A 21377-nucleotide genomic window follows, 5' to 3' on the forward strand; every position below is an offset into this window, starting at 1 on the left:
AAATGAGCGTATTTATTAATAAAGACACAAAAGTCATTGTTCAAGGTATCACTGGTTCAACGGCTTTATTTCATACAAAACAAATGCTTGAATACGGTACAAAAATCGTTGCCGGTGTAACTCCGGGCAAGGGCGGTACAGAAGTGGAAGGTGTACCTGTATTCAATACAGTCAGCCAGGCACGAGAAGCGACCGGTGCCACTGCTTCCGTTATCTATGTCCCGGCTCCTTTTGCAGCTGATGCAATTCTCGAGGCTGTTGATGCCGAGCTTGATATTGCCATTTGTATCACAGAACATATTCCGGTTCTTGACATGGTAAAAGTGAAGCGCTATATGGAAGGCAAAAAGACGCGCCTTGTCGGGCCAAACTGCCCGGGTGTCATCACACCGGATGAGTGTAAAATTGGTATCATGCCTGGCTATATCCATACAAAAGGGCATGTAGGCGTAGTATCCCGTTCAGGAACATTGACATATGAAGCCGTTCACCAATTAACACAGGCTGGAATTGGACAGTCTACAGCTGTTGGAATCGGGGGAGACCCTGTAAACGGAACAGACTTCATCGATGTATTAAAAGCATTCAATGAAGACCCTGAAACATATGCAGTGATCATGATCGGTGAAATCGGCGGAACCGCTGAAGAAGAAGCGGCCGAGTGGGTGAAGGCTAACATGACAAAGCCTGTTGTCGGCTTCATTGGCGGACGTACTGCACCTCCCGGAAAGCGCATGGGCCATGCCGGTGCGATTATTTCCGGCGGTAAAGGGACAGCTGACGAAAAAATCCGTGTCATGAACGAATGTGACATTAAAGTGGCTGAAACTCCATCTGTAATGGGCGAAACATTAATTTCTGTCCTTAAAGAAAAAGGTCTATACGACAAGTGTAAGACTCATTAATTTCGCAGCGATCGCCCCTCATTTTAGTTGAGGGGCGATTTCTGTATTACATTTTTATAATTCCCCGCAAAAAAATCCCCCAAAGGAGTGATCTCTTCTTGAACGTAAGAGAAAAGTTAATTCATTTGCATCACTGCCGCGGTATCGGCTGGAAATCAATCCGTAAGGTCCTGGCTCACGATCCCACGCTTCAAAATCTCTATGATTGGCCATTGAATACATGGCAGGAAATTCTCCCTCTGACCTCTCCAAAACTACAGCTGTTTTTCAAAGATCTCCACTCGCTTGATATGGTTACGCTAACCAAACAATACTCTGAAAACAAAATTGAATGTATGACGATCATGGATGAGGATTACCCCTTTTTGTTAAAGCAAATATTCGATCCGCCCTGGGTGCTTTATTTAAAAGGACAAAGAACTTTATTGAGAGAAAGCCCCGCTTTAGGTGTCGTAGGATCAAGAAAGCCTTCTTCGTACGGAAAAGAGGCGCTGAATTTGATTTTGCCTCCGCTTATCCATAAAGGATATGTGATCATCAGTGGAGCGGCTGCCGGAATCGATGCCCTTTCACATGAAATTTCTTTAAAGGAAAAAGGAAAGACAATCGGAGTGTTAGGCGGAGGTCATTTTCACATTTATCCAAAGGAAAACATCCCTTTAACGCTCGAGATTATGAAAAAAGGATTGTTGCTTTCGGAGGTTCCCCCTGGAAGGCGTCCGGAGCCCTGGATGTTTCCGATGCGGAACCGAATTATCAGCGGACTGTCGCAAGGTGTGCTTATAATAGAAGCAAAGCGGAACAGCGGCTCGTTAATTACGGCAGAATATGCCCTGGAACATGGAAGAGACATATTTGCGCTGCCTGGAAATGTGACAAGCGAGCTTTCTTTAGGCTGCCACTTATTAATTCAGGACGGGGCAAAGCTTGTATTCCAGGCAAGTGATATTGACGCCGAAATGAGCAGGGAATTAACATAAATCATACTCAGCCTGAGTTCTTTATCTTTTTGCTTATCCACAAAAACGTGTATGATTTTTATAAAGACGATATATAATGCTAGAAAAAAACTATTTTGATAATTCTTTCTCAAATTAGTTGAAATTTATAAATAAAAATGTTGAAATAGACGATAAATGTTATAAAGCATTGACAAATGGATTTTTTACGACTAATAATAGTGAAGATTTATATCACCTCTTGAGGAGGATTATTTGAATGTCAGATTACTTAGTTATTGTGGAATCACCCGCAAAGGCAAAAACAATAGAACGCTATCTCGGAAAAAAATATAAAGTGAAGGCATCAATGGGACATATTCGCGATTTGCCGAAGAGTCAGATGGGCGTTGATGTCGAACATGACTTTGAGCCGAAGTATATAACGATTCGCGGCAAGGGTCCGATAATGAAGGAATTAAAGACGGCCGCAAAAAAAGCAAAGAAAATTTACCTGGCGGCTGACCCCGATAGAGAAGGGGAAGCGATAGCCTGGCATCTGGCCCATAGCCTGGATGTTGATGTTACATCTGATTGCCGGGTCGTTTTTAACGAGATTACAAAGGATGCGATTAAGGAATCCTTTAAAACGCCAAGACCGATCAACATGGATCTCGTGGATGCCCAGCAGGCGAGACGGGTATTGGACCGTTTGGTTGGCTACAACATTTCTCCGCTTCTATGGAAAAAAGTGAAAAAAGGATTGAGCGCGGGCCGGGTTCAATCGGTAGCCGTAAGGATGATCATTGACCGTGAAAAGGAAATTAAGAAATTCGTGCCAGAGGAATATTGGACAATCAAAGCAGATTTTATAAAAGGGAAAGACCAGTTTGAAGGTTCTTTTTTTAGCATGAATGGTGATCGTGTTGAGCTTCATTCGGAAGATGACACAAAAAAGGTTCTCGGCTCAGTAAACGGCAACAAGTTTGAGATCGCCGCTGTTTCCAAAAAAGAAAGAAAGCGGAATCCCGCCGTACCGTTTACGACTTCATCCCTGCAGCAGGAAGCAGCTAGGAAACTAAACTTCCGCGCCAGGAAGACGATGATGCTTGCGCAGCAGCTGTACGAAGGAATCGCAATCGGCAAGGAAGGAACAGTCGGTCTGATTACGTATATGAGAACCGACTCAACCCGCATTTCGGAAGTTGCCAAGGCTGAAGCCGCCGGATTTATCGAGAACACATACGGGAGGGAGTTCCTCCCGGTTGATGAAAGAAAAGAAAGAAAACAAAGCAACTCCCAGGATGCCCATGAAGCGGTCCGGCCTACTAGCACATTGCGAGATCCGGGCTCGGTAAAGGAATATTTATCAAGAGACCAATTCAGACTGTATAAATTAATCTGGGAACGGTTTGTCGCAAGCCAGATGGCTTCTGCGGTAATGGACACGATGAGCATCGACCTTAAAAATGGTGAAGTCATCTTCCGTGCCAACGGTTCCAAGGTGAAATTCCCCGGATTTATGAAGGTATATGTGGAAGGGTCAGACGATAATGTTGAAGAGAAAGAAAATATGCTGCCGGATATAGCTGTTGGAGAAAAGGTTATGTTTAAGGACATCGAACCAAAGCAGCATTTCACACAGCCGCCTCCACGCTACACGGAAGCCCGTCTTGTAAAGACGCTTGAAGAGCTTGGAATCGGCCGTCCGTCTACCTATGCCCCTACATTGGATACAATCCAGAAAAGAGGCTATGTAGCTCTCGATAATAAACGCTTTGTCCCGACAGAGATGGGGGAGATTGTCCTGGAATTGATCCTTGAATTTTTCCCTGACATTCTTGATCTGGAATTTACAGCTAAAATGGAACAGGAATTTGATAATGTTGAAGAAGGAAATGTAGAATGGATCAAGGTGATTGATAACTTCTACAGAGATTTCGAGACTCATCTAGTAAAAGCCGAAGCAGAAATGGAAAAAGTAGAAATCAAGGATGAACCGGCCGGTGAGGATTGTGAGAATTGCGGCAGCCCAATGGTATTTAAAATGGGTCGTTATGGTAAATTCATGGCATGCAGCAATTTCCCCGACTGCCGGAATACGAAGCCGATCGTTAAAGAAATCGGTGTGAAATGTCCGAATTGTAAAGAAGGCAACATCATTGAAAGAAAAAGCAAAAAGCGGCGGATTTTTTACGGTTGTGACCGTTACCCGAGCTGTGAATTCATTTCATGGGATAAGCCCCTCGCGCGTCCGTGTCCTAAATGTGCGGGTACTTTGGTAGAGAAGAAGCTGAAAAAGGGCGTTCAAGTCCAGTGTATGCATTGTGATTACAAAGAAGCATCGCAAAGTTGACGAAAGGTGAGCATCCGCTCACCTTTTTGGCTTGTGTAGTCACGAAACTTTTAACTTTATAACACGTATTGTAAAATGTGCAGTGGACAAACTGTTTATTTTAGCTAAATAATTTATCTTTGCTGAGAAGATAATAGAAGGATTCTCGTACAGACAGCTTTTTGAAACAATAGTGAGAGTAAACTAAATTTGTAAACCGATAAGTTTTATCATATGTTTACAGGGAGGCTCGTAAAATGAAAGAAAAGACAGTGAACGTAATTGGAGCAGGGCTCGCCGGCAGCGAAGCGGCCTGGCAGATTGTAAAAAGCGGATTGAAGGTAAAGCTATATGAAATGCGTCCGGTGAAACAAACACCTGCCCATCATACGGATAAATTCGCTGAGCTTGTTTGCAGCAACTCACTCCGTGCCAATACGCTCACGAATGCGGTAGGTGTATTAAAGGAAGAAATGCGTCTGCTTGACTCTGTGATCATATCATCCGCAGATGCCTCCTCGGTCCCGGCAGGAGGAGCGCTTGCCGTGGATCGACATGAGTTTGCCGGCAGAGTGACCGAATTGGTGAAGAATCATCCTAACGTGACCGTCGTTAACGAAGAAGTCACCGAGATACCAGAAGGTCCCACTGTCATTGCAACCGGTCCGCTGACCAGCCAGAACCTTTCCCAAAAGCTGCAGGAAATCATGGAGGAAGAGTATCTATACTTTTATGATGCCGCGGCACCCATTCTCGAAAAAGACAGCATAGACATGGACAAAGTTTATCTGAAATCTCGTTACGACAAGGGAGAAGCTGCTTATCTGAACTGTCCGATGACAGAAGAAGAGTTCAACCGTTTTTATGAAGCGCTTATCGCAGCTGAAACGGTTCCTTTGAAGGAATTTGAAAAAGAAATCTTCTTCGAGGGCTGCATGCCGATTGAAGTCATGGCGTCCAGAGGCAAAAAGACGATGCTATTCGGCCCGCTCAAGCCGGTAGGCCTTGAAGACCCGAAAACGGGAAAAAGGCCATACGCGGTCGTCCAGCTGAGACAGGATGACGCAGCAGGGACTTTATATAATATTGTCGGTTTTCAGACTCATTTAAAATGGGGGCCACAAAAGGAAGTCCTTCAGTTGATTCCAGGGCTTGAGAATGCTGAAATCGTCCGTTATGGTGTGATGCACCGCAATACTTTTATCAACTCCCCTAAGGTTTTGCGGTCAACCTATCAATTCAAGAACCGCGATGATTTATTTTTCGCGGGGCAGATGACGGGTGTAGAGGGATATGTTGAATCCGCTGCGTCCGGCTTGGTTGCGGGAATTAACGCGGCAAAGGTGGCACAGGGCCACGACCCGGTAAGCTTTCCTGCGGAAACGGCAATAGGAAGCATGGCACGTTATATCACATCGACGAATGCGAAAACTTTTCAGCCTATGAATGCTAATTTCGGTTTATTCCCTGAATTAGGCGTGAAAATAAAGGGTAAGCAAGAACGCAATGAAATGCATGCTAACCGTGCGCTAGAAACAATTCGGAATTTTGTGAAGAATTTGTAAAATAATTTGCTTGGGATTTTAAAGTGTGATACTATTTAGAAGCCTTTGCGGGGGTGAATGTAATGACTAGTGAGAACTCTTCCCTACACTCTTTTATCGAATACTTACAAATTGAAAAAAACTGCTCGCAATATACAATCGACCATTATACACGAGATATTAATGAATTTCTTATGTTCATGTCTGAACAAGGAATCGAAAATTTGCGGGCGGTTGAGTATTTTGACGCCAGATTATACCTTACAAAGCTGTATGGCGACAATCTTTCCAAGCGCTCAATTGCCAGAAAGACATCGTGCCTGCGAAGCTTTTATAAATTTATGATGCGGGAAAATCTGGTAACAGAGAATCCTTTTGCCCTCGTTTCACTGCCCAAAAAGGACCAAATGCTTCCAAGGTTCATGTACGAGGAGGAACTTAACACTCTTTTCGCTTCGCTCAACAAGGATACACCGCTCGGCTTAAGGGATTCCGCCCTGTTAGAGCTTCTTTATGCCACGGGTATTCGGGTCAGCGAATGCTGTGCTATTCAGATGCAGGATATCGATTTTTCCCTTGGAATGATTCTGGTTCACGGCAAAGGAAAAAAGGATCGTTACGTACCATTAGGCAATTTTGCTGAACAAGCCATCCAGATTTACATAAAAGCAGGCAGAGGACAGCTGCAGGATGGCAAGAACAAATCTCATTCTCATTTATTCGTCAACTTTCGCGGCGACGCTTTAACTCCAAGAGGAGTCCGTTATATTTTAAATGGATTGATTAAAAAGGCAACTGGAGATGGCAGCTTGCACCCGCATATGCTCCGCCATTCCTTCGCTACACACTTATTAAACAACGGAGCTGACCTGCGGACAGTCCAGGAATTGTTGGGCCATTCTAACATTTCTTCCACGCAGATTTATACTCATGTAACGAAGGAGCAGCTGCGAAAAGTATATAATGCCTCTCATCCTCGGGCATAATCGCTTTCTGAAAGGAGACTTTTATGAGTAATTTTCATGCAACGACTATTTTCGCGGTCCACCATAAGGGTGAATACGCCATGTCAGGTGACGGACAGGTGACATTGGGCAACGCTGTTGTGATGAAACACACAGCAAGAAAAGTACGAAGGATCTTTAATGGAAATGTGCTTGCTGGTTTTGCCGGATCTGTTGCTGACGCGTTTACATTATTTGAATTATTTGAAGCCAAATTGGAAGAGTATAACGGCAATTTGCAGCGCGCGGCCGTGGAACTGGCGAAACAGTGGCGCAGTGACACTGTACTCCGAAAGCTGGAAGCGATGCTCATCGTTATGAATAAAGAAGATTTGTTGCTAGTTTCCGGCACGGGCGAAGTCATTGAACCGGATGATGGGATTCTAGCAATCGGTTCAGGCGGCAACTATGCACTTTCAGCCGGAAGAGCCTTGAAGCGTTTTTCAGGCGACCACTTAACCGCTAAAGAAATTGCACAGGCATCCCTTCAAATAGCAGCCGAGATTTGTGTGTATACTAATACGAATATTATCGTCGAAGAGTTGTAAACGAAAGGAGTGGCAGGTATGCAAGGCAATAAAACTAATCTAACTCCAAGACAGATTGTCGAGAAGCTGGATCAATATATTGTAGGGCAGAATGATGCAAAGCGCGCGGTGGCGGTTGCGCTGCGCAATCGCTACCGCCGCAGTTTGCTGGATGACCGGCTTCGGGATGAGGTGGTACCGAAGAATATTTTGATGATCGGCCCGACCGGAGTTGGGAAGACCGAGATCGCGCGGCGTATGGCTAAATTGGTAGGAGCGCCTTTCGTTAAGGTGGAAGCTACGAAATTTACCGAGGTCGGATATGTGGGCAGAGATGTGGAATCCATGGTACGCGACCTTGTGGAAACGTCCGGCCGTTTAGTCAAGGAAGAAAAGAAAGCGAGCGTCATGGAACTCGCCGCTCAAAATGCTAATAAGAGACTTGTAGAGCTTCTCGTTCCCTCGGCAAAGAAACAGAATAATTTCAAGAATCCGTTGGAAGTATTTTTTGGTGGAGGTAATAACGGGCAAGCGGAAAATGACACGAGCAACGATGAAGAATTAAATCTGAAACAAAGAAGAACGATTGTGGAAGATAAGCTGTTAAAAGGCGAATTGGAGAATGAGGTTATCACTGTTGAAGTGGAGGAACAGCAGTCGTCCATGTTCGATATGCTCCAGGGTTCTGGCATGGAGCAGATGGGCATGAATATGCAGGACGCTTTAGGCAGCTTGATGCCAAAGAAAAAGAAAAAGCGTAAACTGAAGGTTAGCGAAGCCCGGACTGTGCTTACGAATGAAGAAGCATCCAAGCTCATCGACATGGATGAAGTGACCCAGGAAGCGGTTCTCCGCGCAGAACAAACAGGTATCATCTTTATCGATGAAATTGATAAAATCGCCAGCAAACAATCAGGAGGCTCGTCGGCTGATGTTTCAAGAGAAGGCGTTCAACGCGACATTCTGCCAATCGTCGAAGGATCGACGGTCGTAACCAAGTATGGCTCAGTTAAAACAGACCATATTTTATTTATGGCAGCCGGGGCATTCCATATGGCTAAGCCTTCCGATTTAATCCCTGAATTGCAGGGAAGGTTCCCGATCAGGGTAGAACTAAAAAAACTGACCGTCGAAGACTTTGTCCGTATTTTGCATGAACCGGATAATGCCTTATTAAAGCAATATGTGGCATTATTGGAAACTGAAGGTATAGAAATTGAATTTTCTGACGATGCTATTAATAAGATTGCCGAAGTGGCATTTGAAGTGAATCAGAATACGGATAACATTGGCGCAAGAAGACTGCATACGATTATGGAGAGGCTGCTGGAGGATTTATCCTTTGAGGCGCCTGATATTACAATGGAGAAAATTACAATTACGCCGCAGTATGTGGAAGAAAAACTTGGTTCGATTTCGAGAAACAAAGATTTAAGCCAGTTTATTTTGTAACTGTCGCTTCCATAATTATTTGTTAAAATAATATAGTATTTAGGTTTTATTAGGAGGAAATTTTGTAATGGATTTATTAGGAAAAACAAGAAAGATTAATGCTATGCTTCAAAACACTGCTGGCAAACCTGTTAATTTTAAAGAAATGGCAGAAAGCCTTAGTGATGTAATTGAATCAAATGTTTTTGTCGTATCTAGACGAGGAAAGCTTTTGGGATTTGCCATCAACCAGCAAATTGAAAATGAACGTATGGTCCAAATGCTAGAAGACAGACAATTTCCGGAAGAGTATACGAAAAACCTGTTCAATGTCCAGGAAACATCTTCAAATCTCGACATTAATAGTGAGTACACAGCGTTTCCGATTGAGAATAAGGAATTGTTCGCAAGCGGTCTGACAACGGTCGTGCCGATTATCGGCGGGGGCGAACGCCTCGGTACATTAATCCTCGCCCGTCTACAGGAAAAGTTTCATGATGATGATCTGATTCTTGCAGAATACGGCGCAACAGTCGTGGGAATGGAAATTCTTCGTGAAAAATCGGAAGAAATTGAGGAACAAGCAAGAAGCAAGGCAGTGGTGCAAATGGCAATCAGTTCACTTTCTTACAGTGAACTTGAGGCAATTGAACATATTTTTGAAGAATTAAAAGGCAACGAAGGTCTCCTTGTTGCTTCAAAAATTGCAGACAGAGTCGGAATTACCCGCTCAGTAATCGTCAACGCCTTGAGAAAACTAGAAAGCGCCGGTGTCATTGAATCTCGTTCATTGGGTATGAAAGGAACGTATATCAAGGTTCTGAACGATAAGTTTCTCATTGAATTGGAGAAGCTAAAAAACAATTAATAATCAGTAAAAGACAGTCCCTGTATGATTAGGGACTGTCTTTTTTTGATGGAAAGGAAGTATAAAACTTTCCTATCCGCCTAATGTAACTACGTCTCTGTCTTCGCCTTATAAGGATCGCAAATCGGCAAGTTTTTTGCAGCTGAACAGATGCGATTACACCTCATTGTACTTAAGAGGCAAGCCTATAACGAATGTTTTTAGTCTATATAGGTCTATAGACATATAAAGCTTGCAAAAAAATGAAATTTATTGTTACTCCTTAGGAATTTTACCTTTTTTTAACGTATTTTGACTTGTTTTTAGAAGGAGAAATAGTATGATAATCCTTACAGGATAAAACCTGACAGAAATCGACAAAAATAGGACTTTTAGCATGGTTTGTTTTGTCGAGACTGCATAGACAGACGGTTTGTTATTCATTACAATAGTTACTAGATTATGTTTATTATGTTACAGGTTGAGTTATATGTAATATTTTTCATTGCTTATAAGGGGTGAACGCTTATATGAGTCTATTTTCGGGTACGATCCAATCACTTGAAAATGCTTTGAATTATTCGAGTACAAAACAGAAAGTTATTTCACAAAACATCGCCAATGCTGATACACCACATTATAAAGCGAAAGATGTCAGGTTTAATAGCTCATTCCAAAATGAGCTCGAGTCATCCATTAACGCATATCGGACAGATAACAGACATTATGACTTTAAGATCAAGCCTACTACTCATTCAGGACTGATTACAAAAAACAATATGCAGTATAACAATAACGGAAACAGTGTGGATGTGGACCAGGAAATGAGTGATCTGGCTACAAACCAAATCTATTATAATGCGGTAACTGACAGGATAAGCGGGAAGTTTCAATCCATGCAGAACGTAATAAGGGGTGGTAAGTAATGGGCATGTTTACAGGCATGAACACGACAGCATCTGCTTTAACAGCGCAACGCCTTAGAATGGATGTCATTTCTTCAAACATGGCGAACGCAGATTCATCGAGAGCAAGAATGGTTGGTCCTGATACATGGGAGCCATACCGGAGAAAGTCAGTTGTTCTCCAGCCTAACGAAGGCAGTTTTTCTAATTTTCTACATACAGCTATTGGCAGTAAAGGATCAAACACTGTCGGCAATGGTGTCAGAGTGTCCAGGATAGAGGAAGACGAGACTACACCATTTAAACTGATATACGATCCTGAGCATCCGGATGCTAATGCGGAAGGCTATGTACAAATGCCAAATGTAGACCCCTTGAGGGAAATGGTGGACTTAATGAGTGCTACTCGTTCCTATGAAGCGAACGTTACGGTTTTTAATGCATCTAAGGGCATGATGATGAAGGCACTTGAAATAGGCAGATAGGATAGGAGATGGATAATATGCAAGGAATTACCTTTACTCCAGCGAACGGGGTTTTTACGACAAATACTGAGGGTGCACAGACCCGCCCATATACACCATACGAAGCTCAGCAAAGTTTTGCGTCCGCATTAAAGGAATCTATTAATAAAGTAAATGAAGCACAAGGCGCTTCTGATCAAGTAACTGAAAGGATGGCAAGAGGCGAGAATGTCGATTTGCATCAGGTAATGATCGCGTCCCAGAAGTCGAGTATAACGATGTCCGCAGCTTTAGAGGTTCGGAATAAAGTAGTCGAAGCTTATCAGGAAATGATGAGAATGAGCATTTAGGTTTCATCTTAAAAAACCTCAGATGGATGATTAAAGAAGATGATGAAATTAGATAGATTAACCGGGGGATTAGGATGAATGAAGCGTTAGTGAATATAAAGAACAAAATTACGGGTTTTTGGGGAAGCCGAAGCAGAGCAATCCAGTTTCTAATTATCGGATCAGCCGTTCTTATCGTATTAATAATCATTTTGGCTTCTTTCCTGGCATCCAGAACTACAATGGTTCCTTTATACAGCGACTTGTCACCATCGGAAACCGGCAGCATTAAAGAGAACCTTGATGGCAGGGGAATACAGTCTGAAATCACCGATGAAGGCAAGACGATAAAAGTACCTGAGGAAAGTGTTGATACGCTGAAGGTGGAGCTTGCGGCAGAGGGAATCCCGAAGTCGGGAAGCATTGATTATTCTTTCTTTGGTCAAAATGCCGGAATTGGCATGACGGAAAATGAATTCGGTGTTCTTAAATTGGATGCGATGCAGACAGAGCTGGGCTCCCTAATTAAAGGAATAGAGGGAGTCAATGATGCGAATGTCATGATCACCCTTCCTGAAAAAGGAGTTTTCGTCAGTGATACCGCTGAAGAAGCGTCAGCGTCGATCGTGTTAAATACGAAACCTGGTTATCAGTTTGAAGAAGGCCAGATTAAATCACTATATCACCTTGTCTCAAAAAGTATCCCTAATCTGCCTACTGATAATATCGTCATTATGAACCAAGATTTTGAGTATTTTGACTTAGAAAATAAAAATAATTCTGAATCGGGTGCCTCCTTTACTTCACAGCATGAGATTAAAAAGGAAATTGAACGCGATATTCAAAGGCAAGTTCAGAATATGCTCGGCACATTGATGGGCAGAGAAAAGGTTGTAGTTTCGGTTACAGCAGACGTGGATTTCACTCAGGAAAACAGGGAAGAAAATCTTGTAACGCCTGTCGACGAAGAAAACATGGAAGGCATCGCAATATCTGCACAACGAATAAATGAAACATACACCGGCACAGGCAATCCGGTCGGTGGCAATCCACAGGCTGAAGATCCTGCCGATGCACTTGGCGGCACGTACCAGGCGGGAACGGATGGCAACGGGGATTATGAACGGGTCGAAGAGACCATCAATAATGAAGTGAACAGAATAAAAAAGCAAATTGTCGAAAGTCCGTATAAAGTCAATGATTTGGGGATACAGGTTATGGTCGAACCTCCAACACCGGATGATCCTGCCACCCTTCCACAGGAAAGCATTGATGATATTGAACAAGTACTAAGCACGATCGTTCGGACAACGATTGCTAAAGATGAAGTAAACGCGGAATTGACGGAAGAACAGATAAACCAAAAGATCGCTGTCTCTGTACAACCATTTAACGGTAAAGTCGACTTCAACCAGGAACAAGAATCGGCCCTGCCGCTTTGGGTATATATCGTGGGTGGAGTTTTGGCGCTGGTAATCATTATTCTTATCGTTTTATTTATCCGTTCAAGACGAAGAGATGAATATGAAGAGGAAATCATTGAAGAAGAAATCATTCAAGTTCAGGATTTAACTGAAGAACAAGAAACAGAATCCAGTCTCAAGCGAAAGCAGCTGGAAAAAATGGCAAGAGAAAAACCGGACGAATTTGCGAAATTGTTGCGAAGCTGGATAGCTGAAGACTAGGAGGAAATGAAGTTGACAGACAGAAAGAAAAAAGGCGGACTTACAGGGAAACAAAAAGCGGCCATTCTACTCATTTCCCTTGGTCCGGACGTCTCTGCATCTGTTTACAAGCATCTTTCAGAGGAAGAGATTGAAAGGCTTACACTAGAAATCTCAGGGGTAAGAAAAGTAGACTCCGCAGAAAAAGAAGGGGTTTTAGAAGAGTTTCACAACATTGCGCTTGCTCAGGATTTTATTACCCAAGGCGGAATTGGTTATGCCAAGCAGGTATTAGAAAAAGCTCTTGGTACTGATCAGGCTTCAGCGATTATTAACCGCCTGACTTCATCCTTGCAGGTCAGACCCTTTGATTTTGCCCGAAAAGCTGATCCGTCACAAATTTTGAATTTTATTCAGAATGAACATCCGCAAACGATCGCTTTGATTTTATCATACCTGGATCCTGAACAGTCTGGGCAGATCCTTTCAGAATTACCGCAGGAAGTTCAGGCTGATATTGCCAGGAGAATCGCAATTATGGACGGCACATCTCTGGAGATCATTAATGAAGTAGAACAGATATTGGAGAGAAAGCTTTCTGCCACTGTCACCCATGATTACACCCAAACCGGGGGAATTGAAGCAGTCGTTGATGTGTTGAATGGCGTTGACCGCGCGACTGAAAGGACAATCCTCGATGCATTAGAGATTCAGGATCCTGAATTGGCGGAAGAAATCAAAAAACGGATGTTTGTCTTTGAAGATATCGTCACTCTTGACGGACGGGCGATTCAGCGGGTCATTCGTGACTCTGAAAATGATGACCTTAGACTGGCGCTTAAGGTTGCCAGCGATGAGGTCAAGGAAATCGTCTTTAAGAATATGTCTAAACGGATGGTAGATACATTCGAAGAAGAAATGGAATACATGGGCCCTGTCCGACTCCGTGATGTGGAAGAAGCGCAGTCCCGTATCGTTGCCGTGATACGTCGTTTGGAAGAAGCAGGTGAAATCGTGATCGCTCGAGGCGGAGGAGATGATATCATTGTCTAGGATTATCAAGTCACCGAATGCAAATGCGGCCTGCGATCATAAAAAACAAATTAAAATCCGCAGCTTCGATTTTCTTTTCCAGGACGCATATCCGGAAACGAACCAGACCATCCATGAAATTGACACAAGAAAAATACTCGACGAGGCCCATTCGGAAGCTGAAGCGATCATTCGAGATGCAAGGCAACAAGCTGAACAAATAATGGAGCAGGCCAAAGTCGCTCGTGAGCATTTTGAACAAGTAGAGAAACAGCAATTGATTCAAGAAGCTCGCGAGCAAGGTTTCAATGAAGGAATGGAATTTGGGAAACAGAAAGGCTATGACGAATGCACGGCTTCCATTAACCATGCCAAAGAAATCGTAATTGCTTCTAAGAATGATTATCAAACGAATATCGAAGCATCAGAAGGAACGATTTTGGAGCTCGGCATAAAGGTGGCTGAACAGATTATCGGCACCAAATTGCAAGAATCAGGGGATGTGTATCTGTCTATCGTAAGGCAAGCAGTAAAAAAGACGAGAGATCATCGGGAACTGCAGCTCCACGTACATCCGACCTATTATGAGTATATTCTTACCCAGAAGGAAGAACTGATTTCCTTATTCCCGAAAGAGACGGAGTTTTATATTTATCCGGATCAAGATTTGGGAGAAAACGACTGTATCATCGAATCGACGCATGGCCGAATTGACGCGGGCGTAGATAGTCAACTGGCGGAAATCAAGCAGAAACTTTTTGATTTGCTGGAAGGGGAGTAAAAGATGAAGGCAGCGGAACTATTGCCCCTAATCGAGGACTTGGAAACCTTAAAAAAATACGGAAGAGTTAAAAGGGTTGTCGGATTGATGATCGAGTCGCAAGGGCCTGAGAGTTCTGTCGGGGATGTATGTTATATACACACCGGCAAGAAAAAACAGATTCTCGCAGAGGTTGTCGGCTTCAGGGACGAAACCGTGATTCTTATGCCATACACAGCCGTAAGCGAAATCTCGCCGGGATGCCTTGTCGAAGCAACATCACGCTCTCTCGATATTAAGGTTGGGACAGGGTTAATAGGTAAAGTGATCGATTCAATGGGCAATCCGCTGGATGGATCGCCGCTTCCTAAGGGCCTTGCTTCCGTTTCAACGGAGCAGGAGCCTCCCAATCCGATGCAAAGGCCGCCGATTGATGAGCCGATTGATGTCGGAGTAAGAATGATCGACAGCCTGCTCACAGTTGGCAAAGGTCAGCGTGTTGGCATTTTTGCGGGGAGCGGAGTAGGAAAAAGCACACTTCTCGGCATGGTTGCCAGGAATACAACGGCCGATTTGAATGTCATTGGCTTGATTGGTGAACGTGGCAGAGAAGTTCGGGAATTTATTGAGAAAGATCTTGGTCCTGAAGGATTAGCAAGATCGATCGTTGTTGTCGCCACCTCTGATCAGCCGGCATTAATGAGGATAAAAGGCGCATTAACCGCTACAGCGATTGCCGAATACTTTCGAGACAAAGGGATGAATGTCATGCTTATGATGGATTCGGTAACACGGGTGGCAATGGCTCAGCGGGAAATCGGACTGGCGGTGGGAGAGCCCCCGACAACGAAAGGATACACACCATCAGTGTTTTCAATCCTGCCACGGCTGCTTGAACGGACCGGAACTAACCAAGCTGGCACCATTACAGCCTTTTACACCGTTTTAGTCGATGGTGATGATATGAACGAACCGATTGCTGATACAGTCCGCGGCATCCTGGATGGTCACTTTATCCTGGACAGACAGCTTGCGAATAAAGGTCAATTCCCGGCAATTAATGTTCTCAAAAGCATCAGCAGGGTTATGACTAATATCATCGACGAAAAGCATAAAAGCGCTGCGGAAAAACTAAGAGCCACGCTGTCGACATATATGGAATCAGAAGATCTAATCAACATTGGCGCGTATAAACGGGGATCGTCGGCTGATATAGACGAATCCATTACGATGCACCCGCAGATCATCTCTTTCTTAAAGCAAGGAACACATGAAAAGATGTTGAAGGACGAAAGTGTAACTACCCTTATCGAATTGATGGAAAAAGGTGAATAGTCCCATGATCTACCAATACAAGTTTGAAAAGATTCTTACCATCAAAGAAAAAGAGAAAAACGATGCTTTTTCGAAATATAATGAGGCGCTCAAGCGATTTGAAGAGGCGGCGGAGAAACTCTATAAGATTTTGAAAAAGAAGGAAGACCTGTTGCAGTTTCATCAAGAAAAACTAGGCAAGGGACTTTCAGTACAGGAAATTCGCCATCATCAGCTTTTTATGGATAATCTTGAAAAAATCAGCGATCACTATCAAAAAGTGGTAATCGAAGCGCGCTACAAAATGACACTTCAGCAGGAAAAGCTTATGGAAAAGAATATTGAAGTGAAAAAATATGAAAAAATCAGAGAAAGAGATTTTCAAAGATTCATGGAAGCACTTAAGGATATAGAGAACAAGAACATGGATGAAATCTCGATACAGCAATTTTTAAGCAAGGGTAACTAGGTGAAGCTAATGGATAAACCAACAATTGAAAACGAAGAAAAAAGATACAACAAGTTTCAATGGTTTGTATTTGTCGTACTCATCCCGACGTTATTTACAATCGCCATCGTTTGGATTGTCCTGTCCGTTGCCGGGATTAATGTTCTTAAAGTGGCTGAAGAGAAAATCCCTTTTATAGCTGAATCCAATAAAGAAAAAGAAAAGGCGCAATCGTCCGTTCAGCTTGAAAAACAGATCGGGGAATTGGAAGCGAAGATTCAGGATCGCGAAGAAGAAACTTCCAAGCTTGAGGATCTTATCGACAGCCGTGATGAAGCAATTCAGCGCAGTGAATTGGAAAAAGAACAGCTCGAAAAGGAAATTGAAGAGTTAAGGATCGCCCAGGACGAAGATAAACTGGCTTTCAAGGATATTATTCGAACCTATGAAACGATGTCAGCGAAAAAATCAGCCCCAATCATTACCGAGCTTGGGGATGATGAAGCGGTTAGAATATTGTCCAATATCAAAGCCGATACCCTTGCATCGATCATGGAACAAATGAATCCGGAAGATGCAGCCCGGCTAACCAAGAAGCTTACGGTTAACTCCGAGCAGAATGACTCGCAGGCAGAGTGAAATCTGCATATTTGAAAGGAGGTGAAAAACGTGAACGCAGGACTAGTAATTCCTTTACAGACACTAACAGGAACTTCTTCGGGAAGTCCATCTGGCTCTCCCGTTGATACAGGGAATATCACTGGCTTTGGTGCAGTGCTAACCGCTCTATCAGCCGCTGTCAAAGGTGATCAGATCAATGGGCAACAACAGGAGCTCTCAAACGAAGAAACCGCATTACTGCAGGAACTGGCTCAGTTTTTGCAAATAAGCAGTTTAGTTGATTTGGAGGGTGGTCCAGAATTAGGAAGAGATATGTTGCTGGAAGAGACGCCGCTTGAATCTCACCCTATTTTGGAAAGCCTGTTACAAGGCGGTATGAATAAAGAGTCGCTTGAAAAGCTGGTAATTGCCTTGAAAGAAACAGGTCAGTTGAATGCCGGGAGCATAGAAAAGCTAGTTTCTTCATTAAAAGAAGCTGAGCAAATAACAGAAGATAGCGGAACAATGGAAGAAGATGCAAATACTTTATTTTCGATGGGATTAGCGGATATTTTCTCAATCGTTAAAGCAATCGCCAGCCTGAATGGGGAACAGCTTCAAAAAATCGATCTTGATAGTGCGTCAAACGTCTTGAAATTCGCCAAGCTCCAAGTGCTTTTAGCAGAGTATAAAGATATGACCGCTAAAGAAGCAGTAATGAATTCAGAATTAAAGAGTTTGCTAGAGACGATTTCCGGCAAGGTTCAGAAGCTTTTGGGAAGCAATGACCATACATTGATCAACAGTAACTCTTTCGCGAAAGAATTGGCCGGCGTGAATGACCAGAACATAACCGTTCCCAAACTAGGCAGTATGAATGGTCAAGAAATAAATGCTCTTAAACTGGGCAGTGCGAATGGGCAAGAGACGAATGCTTTCAAGTTGGGTAGCGCTTATAGCCAAGACGCAAATACTCTCAAACAAGACACTGCTAATAATCATGAGTCGAATGCTCTCAAACTAGGTAGTTCTAAAGATGAAAGCACGAATATACTCAAAAATGTGTATACCCGTTTATCTGAGAATCTAAACCAAAAAAACGCTTCTGACACAAAAAGTATCGCAAAAGAGAATCTTCCGTTGAAACAAATGGAAGTTTCCCAATCACAGCCAGTCCATTTTCAGGTCTCCAAGCTTGAACAACTTGTCCTAACAGTGGAAAGAGCGGGTCAACCGGTTAATCAGGAGCAATTTATTAAAGCTTTTCAAAATATCTTAAGCAAAGCGAACTTTACAAGCGGAAACGGGATGCAAAAGCTGTTTATCAAACTTAATCCCGAGCATCTCGGCTCTTTAAGAATTGAAATCATCCAAAAGGATTCGGGGCTTGTCGCGACTATTATGGCAACTACCGCTAAAGCGAAGGACTTGATCGAAGGACAAATTCAAGGACTGAAACACGCCTTTAACGGACAGAATTTACAAATCGAGAAGATAGAAGTTTTGCAGACTATGAATTCCTTTGCACAGGAAAGATTCTTACAAAGAGAGTCTGACGGATCACAGCAGCACGAAAAGGAACAGAAACAGCAAAACAATAATCAGCAAGAAGATCCAGAAGCAGAGTTTACTGCAGATCTTGAAGCAGCATTGCTCAGTATGAAAGTGTAGGTGAAAACAACAATGAATACGATCAATCCATCTCTTTACTTATCCGATTATCAGAATCAGCAGCGTAAAACAGGAAACGATATTTTAGGGAAAGATGACTTTCTGAAAATATTGATGACCCAGCTCCAAAATCAGGATCCGTCGAATCCGATGCAGGACAAGGACTTCATCGCACAGATGGCCACTTTTTCATCCCTGGAGCAGATGACGAATATGGGGAAAAGCATTGATAAGTTTGTGGAAATGCAGCAGCAAAATTCGATGATCGCTTATAACCAATTTGTCGGGAAGGATGTAACTTGGCATAAAGCGGTGCCGAGCGAGGATCCGAATGGCCAGCCGACGATTGAGGAAGGCACGGGAACCGTCACTTCGATTCAATTCAAAGATGGCAACGTTTATTTACTTTTGGAGGATGGAACGAAACTGGAGCCCGGGAACATTTCACAGGTCAATCAGCCTGGTATCAGCAATAATCTTATTGCAGCAAGCGAGCTGATCGGGAAGAGAGTAACCTGGTTAAATGAAGCCAAAGAGGAGCTATCAGCAATCGTCAAATCTGTCCAGATGAAGAATGGGAAGACACAGTTTGAATTGGATGATGCGAACGCAACAAAAATTACATCCAATCAGATTACTAAAATCGCAACGCCATAAGGAGTGGGAAAATGGAAAAGCCAGTTTTTCGGCCGATAACCAGCAACCCCATTCAATTAACTTCAAAGAACATTAAGCCGCAAAAACAGGTGGCGCATGGATTTGCTTCTGTCTTGCAATCAGCTGTCATTGAAAAAACGGATAAACTGGTCGTAAGCAAGCATGCTCAATTGCGGTTAAATCAGCGAAACATAAATATCGATGAAAACACCTGGACAAGAATTGAGGAAAAGGTTCAAGAAGCGAAGAAAATGGGTGTCAGAGAAACTCTCGTACTCACGCAAGACGCCGCACTCGTTGTGAGCGCCAAAAACAATACAGTCATAACAGCGATGGACCGTGATGAAGCTTCGTCACAAATCTTTACCAATATAAACGGAACCATACTATTAAATTAACAAGGCTGGACCTGAAAAGGGGGCCTTTAGCTGCAGATTGATAGATGCAGTGATACTGAAGGGAGAAAATAATATGTTACGTTCAATGTACTCAGGAATCAGTGGGATGAAAAACTTCCAAACCAAATTAGATGTTATCGGTAATAATATTGCCAATGTTAATACTTACGGTTTCAAAAAAGGCCGGGTCGTTTTCAAGGATTTAATAAACCAGGACCTTACTGGTGCAAGTGCTCCAAATGCTGGAATCAGAGGCGGTGTCAATCCTAAACAGGTGGGGTTGGGTTCGCAATTGGCAACGATTGATACTCTGCATACAACAGGCAGCATGCAAACCACCGGCCGAGTGCTGGATATGGCTATATCAGGAGATGGTTATTTCGTTGTCGGTGATACAGCAGGAAACGAAAGCTATACAAGGGCCGGGAATTTTTATCTGGATAGTACCGGTGATTTAGTAACAGGGGACGGCCTGTATGTATTAGGGGATACACAAGGGGCTACTCCTACTGCGGGAGCTGCTTTCCCAGCAATCATTAATATCCCTACTACAGCGACAGATATGAGCATCAGTAAAAACGGAACGATAACATTTATGGATGGAGGAATTCTAAGGACAGCGGGCCAAATCCAGCTCGCGAAATTCGCGAATACCGGCGGATTGCAAAAAACAGGCAGCAACCTTTTTCAGGATACAATCAATTCCGGACCGCCTGTTCCTGGATTTGGAACCACTGCCGGATTTGGCGACGTAGAATCCTCTACGCTTGAAATGTCCAATGTCGACCTTTCCGAGGAATTCACAGAGATGATCGTTGCCCAGCGGGCATTCCAGTCTAACACTCGAATTATCACGACATCAGATGAGATCCTGCAAGAGCTTGTTAATCTAAAACGATAGTTTAAGGGAGGGAAGGAGCTGAGTCGGTTTTCCGTCTTGGCTCCTGAAAATTATTGATAAAAGTTACGAAATTAAACGGGAAAACTTTTACAATCAATGCCTTGTACATTGAAACGGTAGAATCCCTTCCTGATACGACGATCACCTTCACCGGTGGTAAAAAAATAGTCGTGAGTGAAAAAGAGGAAGAAATCATCCAATCTATTATTACTTTTTACCGTAAGATAAATGTTCTCGGACTTCGTGATATTGAGGAGGGGAATGATTATGAAAAATAAACTATTAACAATTATGTTGATCATGCTGGTCGCCATCACTCTTGTTGGAGTAATCGCGATCGTCGTAGTGACAAAGTTTTCAGGTGAAGTCGTTGCCAATAAAGAGCCATCAGCCGATGAAATTGTGAAATCATCCGTGGAAATTCCTGAAATCACCACCAATCTTGCCAGCGGTGATTTTATCAAAATTTCTTTCACGGTTCAGACAGATAACGAAAAAGCGAAGGAAGAGCTCGAAAAAAGAAGCTTTCAGGTGAAGAATATCATCATTACCGAGCTTTCTGAAACAAAATCCGATGAATTAAAAGGAAAAGCCGGCAAGGAAAAATTCCAGGAAACAATAGAGGCGGATGTAAACCGGTTGATGCAGGAAGGACAAGTTGAAAAGGTTTATATTACCTCCTCCATCCTACAATAAATACGAC

The 21377-nt window shown here is 43.2% G+C and carries 23 protein-coding genes; all 23 read left to right on the top strand.

The genetic code is table 11. The features are described 5' to 3' along the window. Positions 1-2 precede the first annotated feature (2 nt). The 23 genes from sucD to fliL all read left to right on the top strand — a co-directional run bounded on the left by sucD (position 3) and on the right by fliL (position 21370). A complete protein-coding gene (sucD, locus tag D0463_RS04040; RefSeq protein WP_117305354.1) occupies positions 3-905 on the top strand; it encodes a succinate--CoA ligase subunit alpha in 903 nt (300 codons plus the stop codon). A gap of 98 nt (positions 906-1003) precedes the next feature. Next, positions 1004-1885: a DNA-processing protein DprA gene (dprA, locus tag D0463_RS04045; protein WP_117305356.1), complete on the top strand. Its 882-nt coding sequence runs from the start codon at positions 1004-1006 to the stop codon at positions 1883-1885. Positions 1886-2123: 238 nt separating this feature from the next. Then, positions 2124-4199, top strand: a complete 2076-nt coding sequence (gene topA, locus D0463_RS04050; RefSeq protein WP_117305358.1) for a type I DNA topoisomerase — start codon at positions 2124-2126, stop codon at positions 4197-4199. Positions 4200-4435: 236 nt separating this feature from the next. After that, the gene (gene trmFO / locus D0463_RS04055; protein WP_117305361.1) at positions 4436-5743 is read left to right on the top strand and encodes an FADH(2)-oxidizing methylenetetrahydrofolate--tRNA-(uracil(54)-C(5))-methyltransferase TrmFO; all 1308 of its coding nucleotides are present in this window, start codon (positions 4436-4438) and stop codon (positions 5741-5743) included. 62 nt (positions 5744-5805) lie between these two features. Continuing rightward, positions 5806-6708, top strand: coding sequence for a tyrosine recombinase XerC (gene xerC / locus D0463_RS04060; protein WP_117305363.1), 903 nt, complete (start codon positions 5806-5808; stop codon positions 6706-6708). Between the two features lie 23 nt (positions 6709-6731). Beyond that, on the top strand, positions 6732-7274 hold the full coding sequence (gene hslV / locus D0463_RS04065; protein WP_117305366.1) for an ATP-dependent protease subunit HslV: 543 nt from the start codon (positions 6732-6734) through the stop codon (positions 7272-7274). Between the two features lie 18 nt (positions 7275-7292). Beyond that, a complete protein-coding gene (hslU, locus tag D0463_RS04070; protein WP_117305368.1) occupies positions 7293-8705 on the top strand; it encodes an ATP-dependent protease ATPase subunit HslU in 1413 nt (470 codons plus the stop codon). A gap of 67 nt (positions 8706-8772) precedes the next feature. Next, on the top strand, positions 8773-9552 hold the full coding sequence (gene codY / locus D0463_RS04075; protein WP_117305371.1) for a GTP-sensing pleiotropic transcriptional regulator CodY: 780 nt from the start codon (positions 8773-8775) through the stop codon (positions 9550-9552). A gap of 509 nt (positions 9553-10061) precedes the next feature. After that, positions 10062-10457: a flagellar basal body rod protein FlgB gene (gene flgB, locus D0463_RS04080; RefSeq protein ID WP_117305374.1), complete on the top strand. Its 396-nt coding sequence runs from the start codon at positions 10062-10064 to the stop codon at positions 10455-10457. Continuing rightward, positions 10457-10921 (top strand): flagellar basal body rod protein FlgC, encoded by a 465-nt coding sequence (gene flgC, locus D0463_RS04085; protein WP_117305376.1) that lies wholly within the window; start codon positions 10457-10459, stop codon positions 10919-10921. The genes flgB and flgC overlap by 1 nt, the downstream gene beginning before the upstream one ends. 17 nt (positions 10922-10938) lie before the next feature. Next, positions 10939-11250: a flagellar hook-basal body complex protein FliE gene (gene fliE, locus D0463_RS04090; RefSeq protein WP_117305378.1), complete on the top strand. Its 312-nt coding sequence runs from the start codon at positions 10939-10941 to the stop codon at positions 11248-11250. A gap of 74 nt (positions 11251-11324) precedes the next feature. Then, complete coding sequence (gene fliF, locus D0463_RS04095; RefSeq protein WP_117305381.1) at positions 11325-12914, top strand: flagellar basal-body MS-ring/collar protein FliF; 1590 nt, start codon at positions 11325-11327, stop codon at positions 12912-12914. A 6-nt stretch (positions 12915-12920) separates the two neighbouring features. After that, a complete protein-coding gene (gene fliG, locus D0463_RS04100; RefSeq protein WP_117305383.1) occupies positions 12921-13946 on the top strand; it encodes a flagellar motor switch protein FliG in 1026 nt (341 codons plus the stop codon). Next, a complete protein-coding gene (gene fliH / locus D0463_RS04105; RefSeq protein WP_160118358.1) occupies positions 13939-14706 on the top strand; it encodes a flagellar assembly protein FliH in 768 nt (255 codons plus the stop codon). The genes fliG and fliH overlap by 8 nt, the downstream gene beginning before the upstream one ends. 3 nt (positions 14707-14709) lie before the next feature. Beyond that, positions 14710-16020 carry a flagellar protein export ATPase FliI gene (gene fliI, locus D0463_RS04110; RefSeq protein ID WP_117305389.1) on the top strand — a complete coding sequence of 437 codons (1311 nt, stop codon included), beginning with the start codon at positions 14710-14712 and terminating at the stop codon, positions 16018-16020. A 4-nt stretch (positions 16021-16024) separates the two neighbouring features. Beyond that, the gene (gene fliJ, locus D0463_RS04115) at positions 16025-16468 is read left to right on the top strand and encodes a flagellar export protein FliJ (protein WP_117305391.1); all 444 of its coding nucleotides are present in this window, start codon (positions 16025-16027) and stop codon (positions 16466-16468) included. A gap of 9 nt (positions 16469-16477) precedes the next feature. Next, positions 16478-17086: a MotE family protein gene (locus D0463_RS04120; protein ID WP_117305394.1), complete on the top strand. Its 609-nt coding sequence runs from the start codon at positions 16478-16480 to the stop codon at positions 17084-17086. A gap of 30 nt (positions 17087-17116) precedes the next feature. Beyond that, entirely contained in the window at positions 17117-18718 is a 1602-nt protein-coding gene (locus D0463_RS04125) for a flagellar hook-length control protein FliK (RefSeq protein ID WP_117305396.1), read from the top strand. 12 nt (positions 18719-18730) lie between these two features. Continuing rightward, positions 18731-19375: a flagellar hook assembly protein FlgD gene (gene flgD, locus D0463_RS04130; RefSeq protein WP_117305399.1), complete on the top strand. Its 645-nt coding sequence runs from the start codon at positions 18731-18733 to the stop codon at positions 19373-19375. 11 nt (positions 19376-19386) lie between these two features. Continuing rightward, positions 19387-19773, top strand: a complete 387-nt coding sequence (locus tag D0463_RS04135; protein WP_117305402.1) for a TIGR02530 family flagellar biosynthesis protein — start codon at positions 19387-19389, stop codon at positions 19771-19773. 73 nt (positions 19774-19846) lie between these two features. After that, positions 19847-20674 carry a flagellar basal body rod protein FlgG gene (gene flgG, locus D0463_RS04140; protein WP_117305405.1) on the top strand — a complete coding sequence of 276 codons (828 nt, stop codon included), beginning with the start codon at positions 19847-19849 and terminating at the stop codon, positions 20672-20674. Between the two features lie 53 nt (positions 20675-20727). Beyond that, a complete protein-coding gene (locus D0463_RS04145; RefSeq protein WP_117305407.1) occupies positions 20728-20952 on the top strand; it encodes a flagellar FlbD family protein in 225 nt (74 codons plus the stop codon). Beyond that, on the top strand, positions 20942-21370 hold the full coding sequence (fliL, locus tag D0463_RS04150; RefSeq protein WP_174234291.1) for a flagellar basal body-associated protein FliL: 429 nt from the start codon (positions 20942-20944) through the stop codon (positions 21368-21370). The genes D0463_RS04145 and fliL overlap by 11 nt, the downstream gene beginning before the upstream one ends. Positions 21371-21377 lie beyond the last annotated feature (7 nt).

Source organism: Bacillus sp. V59.32b (genome assembly GCF_003429085.1).
Classification (GTDB): Bacteria; Bacillota; Bacilli; order Bacillales; family DSM-1321; genus Peribacillus.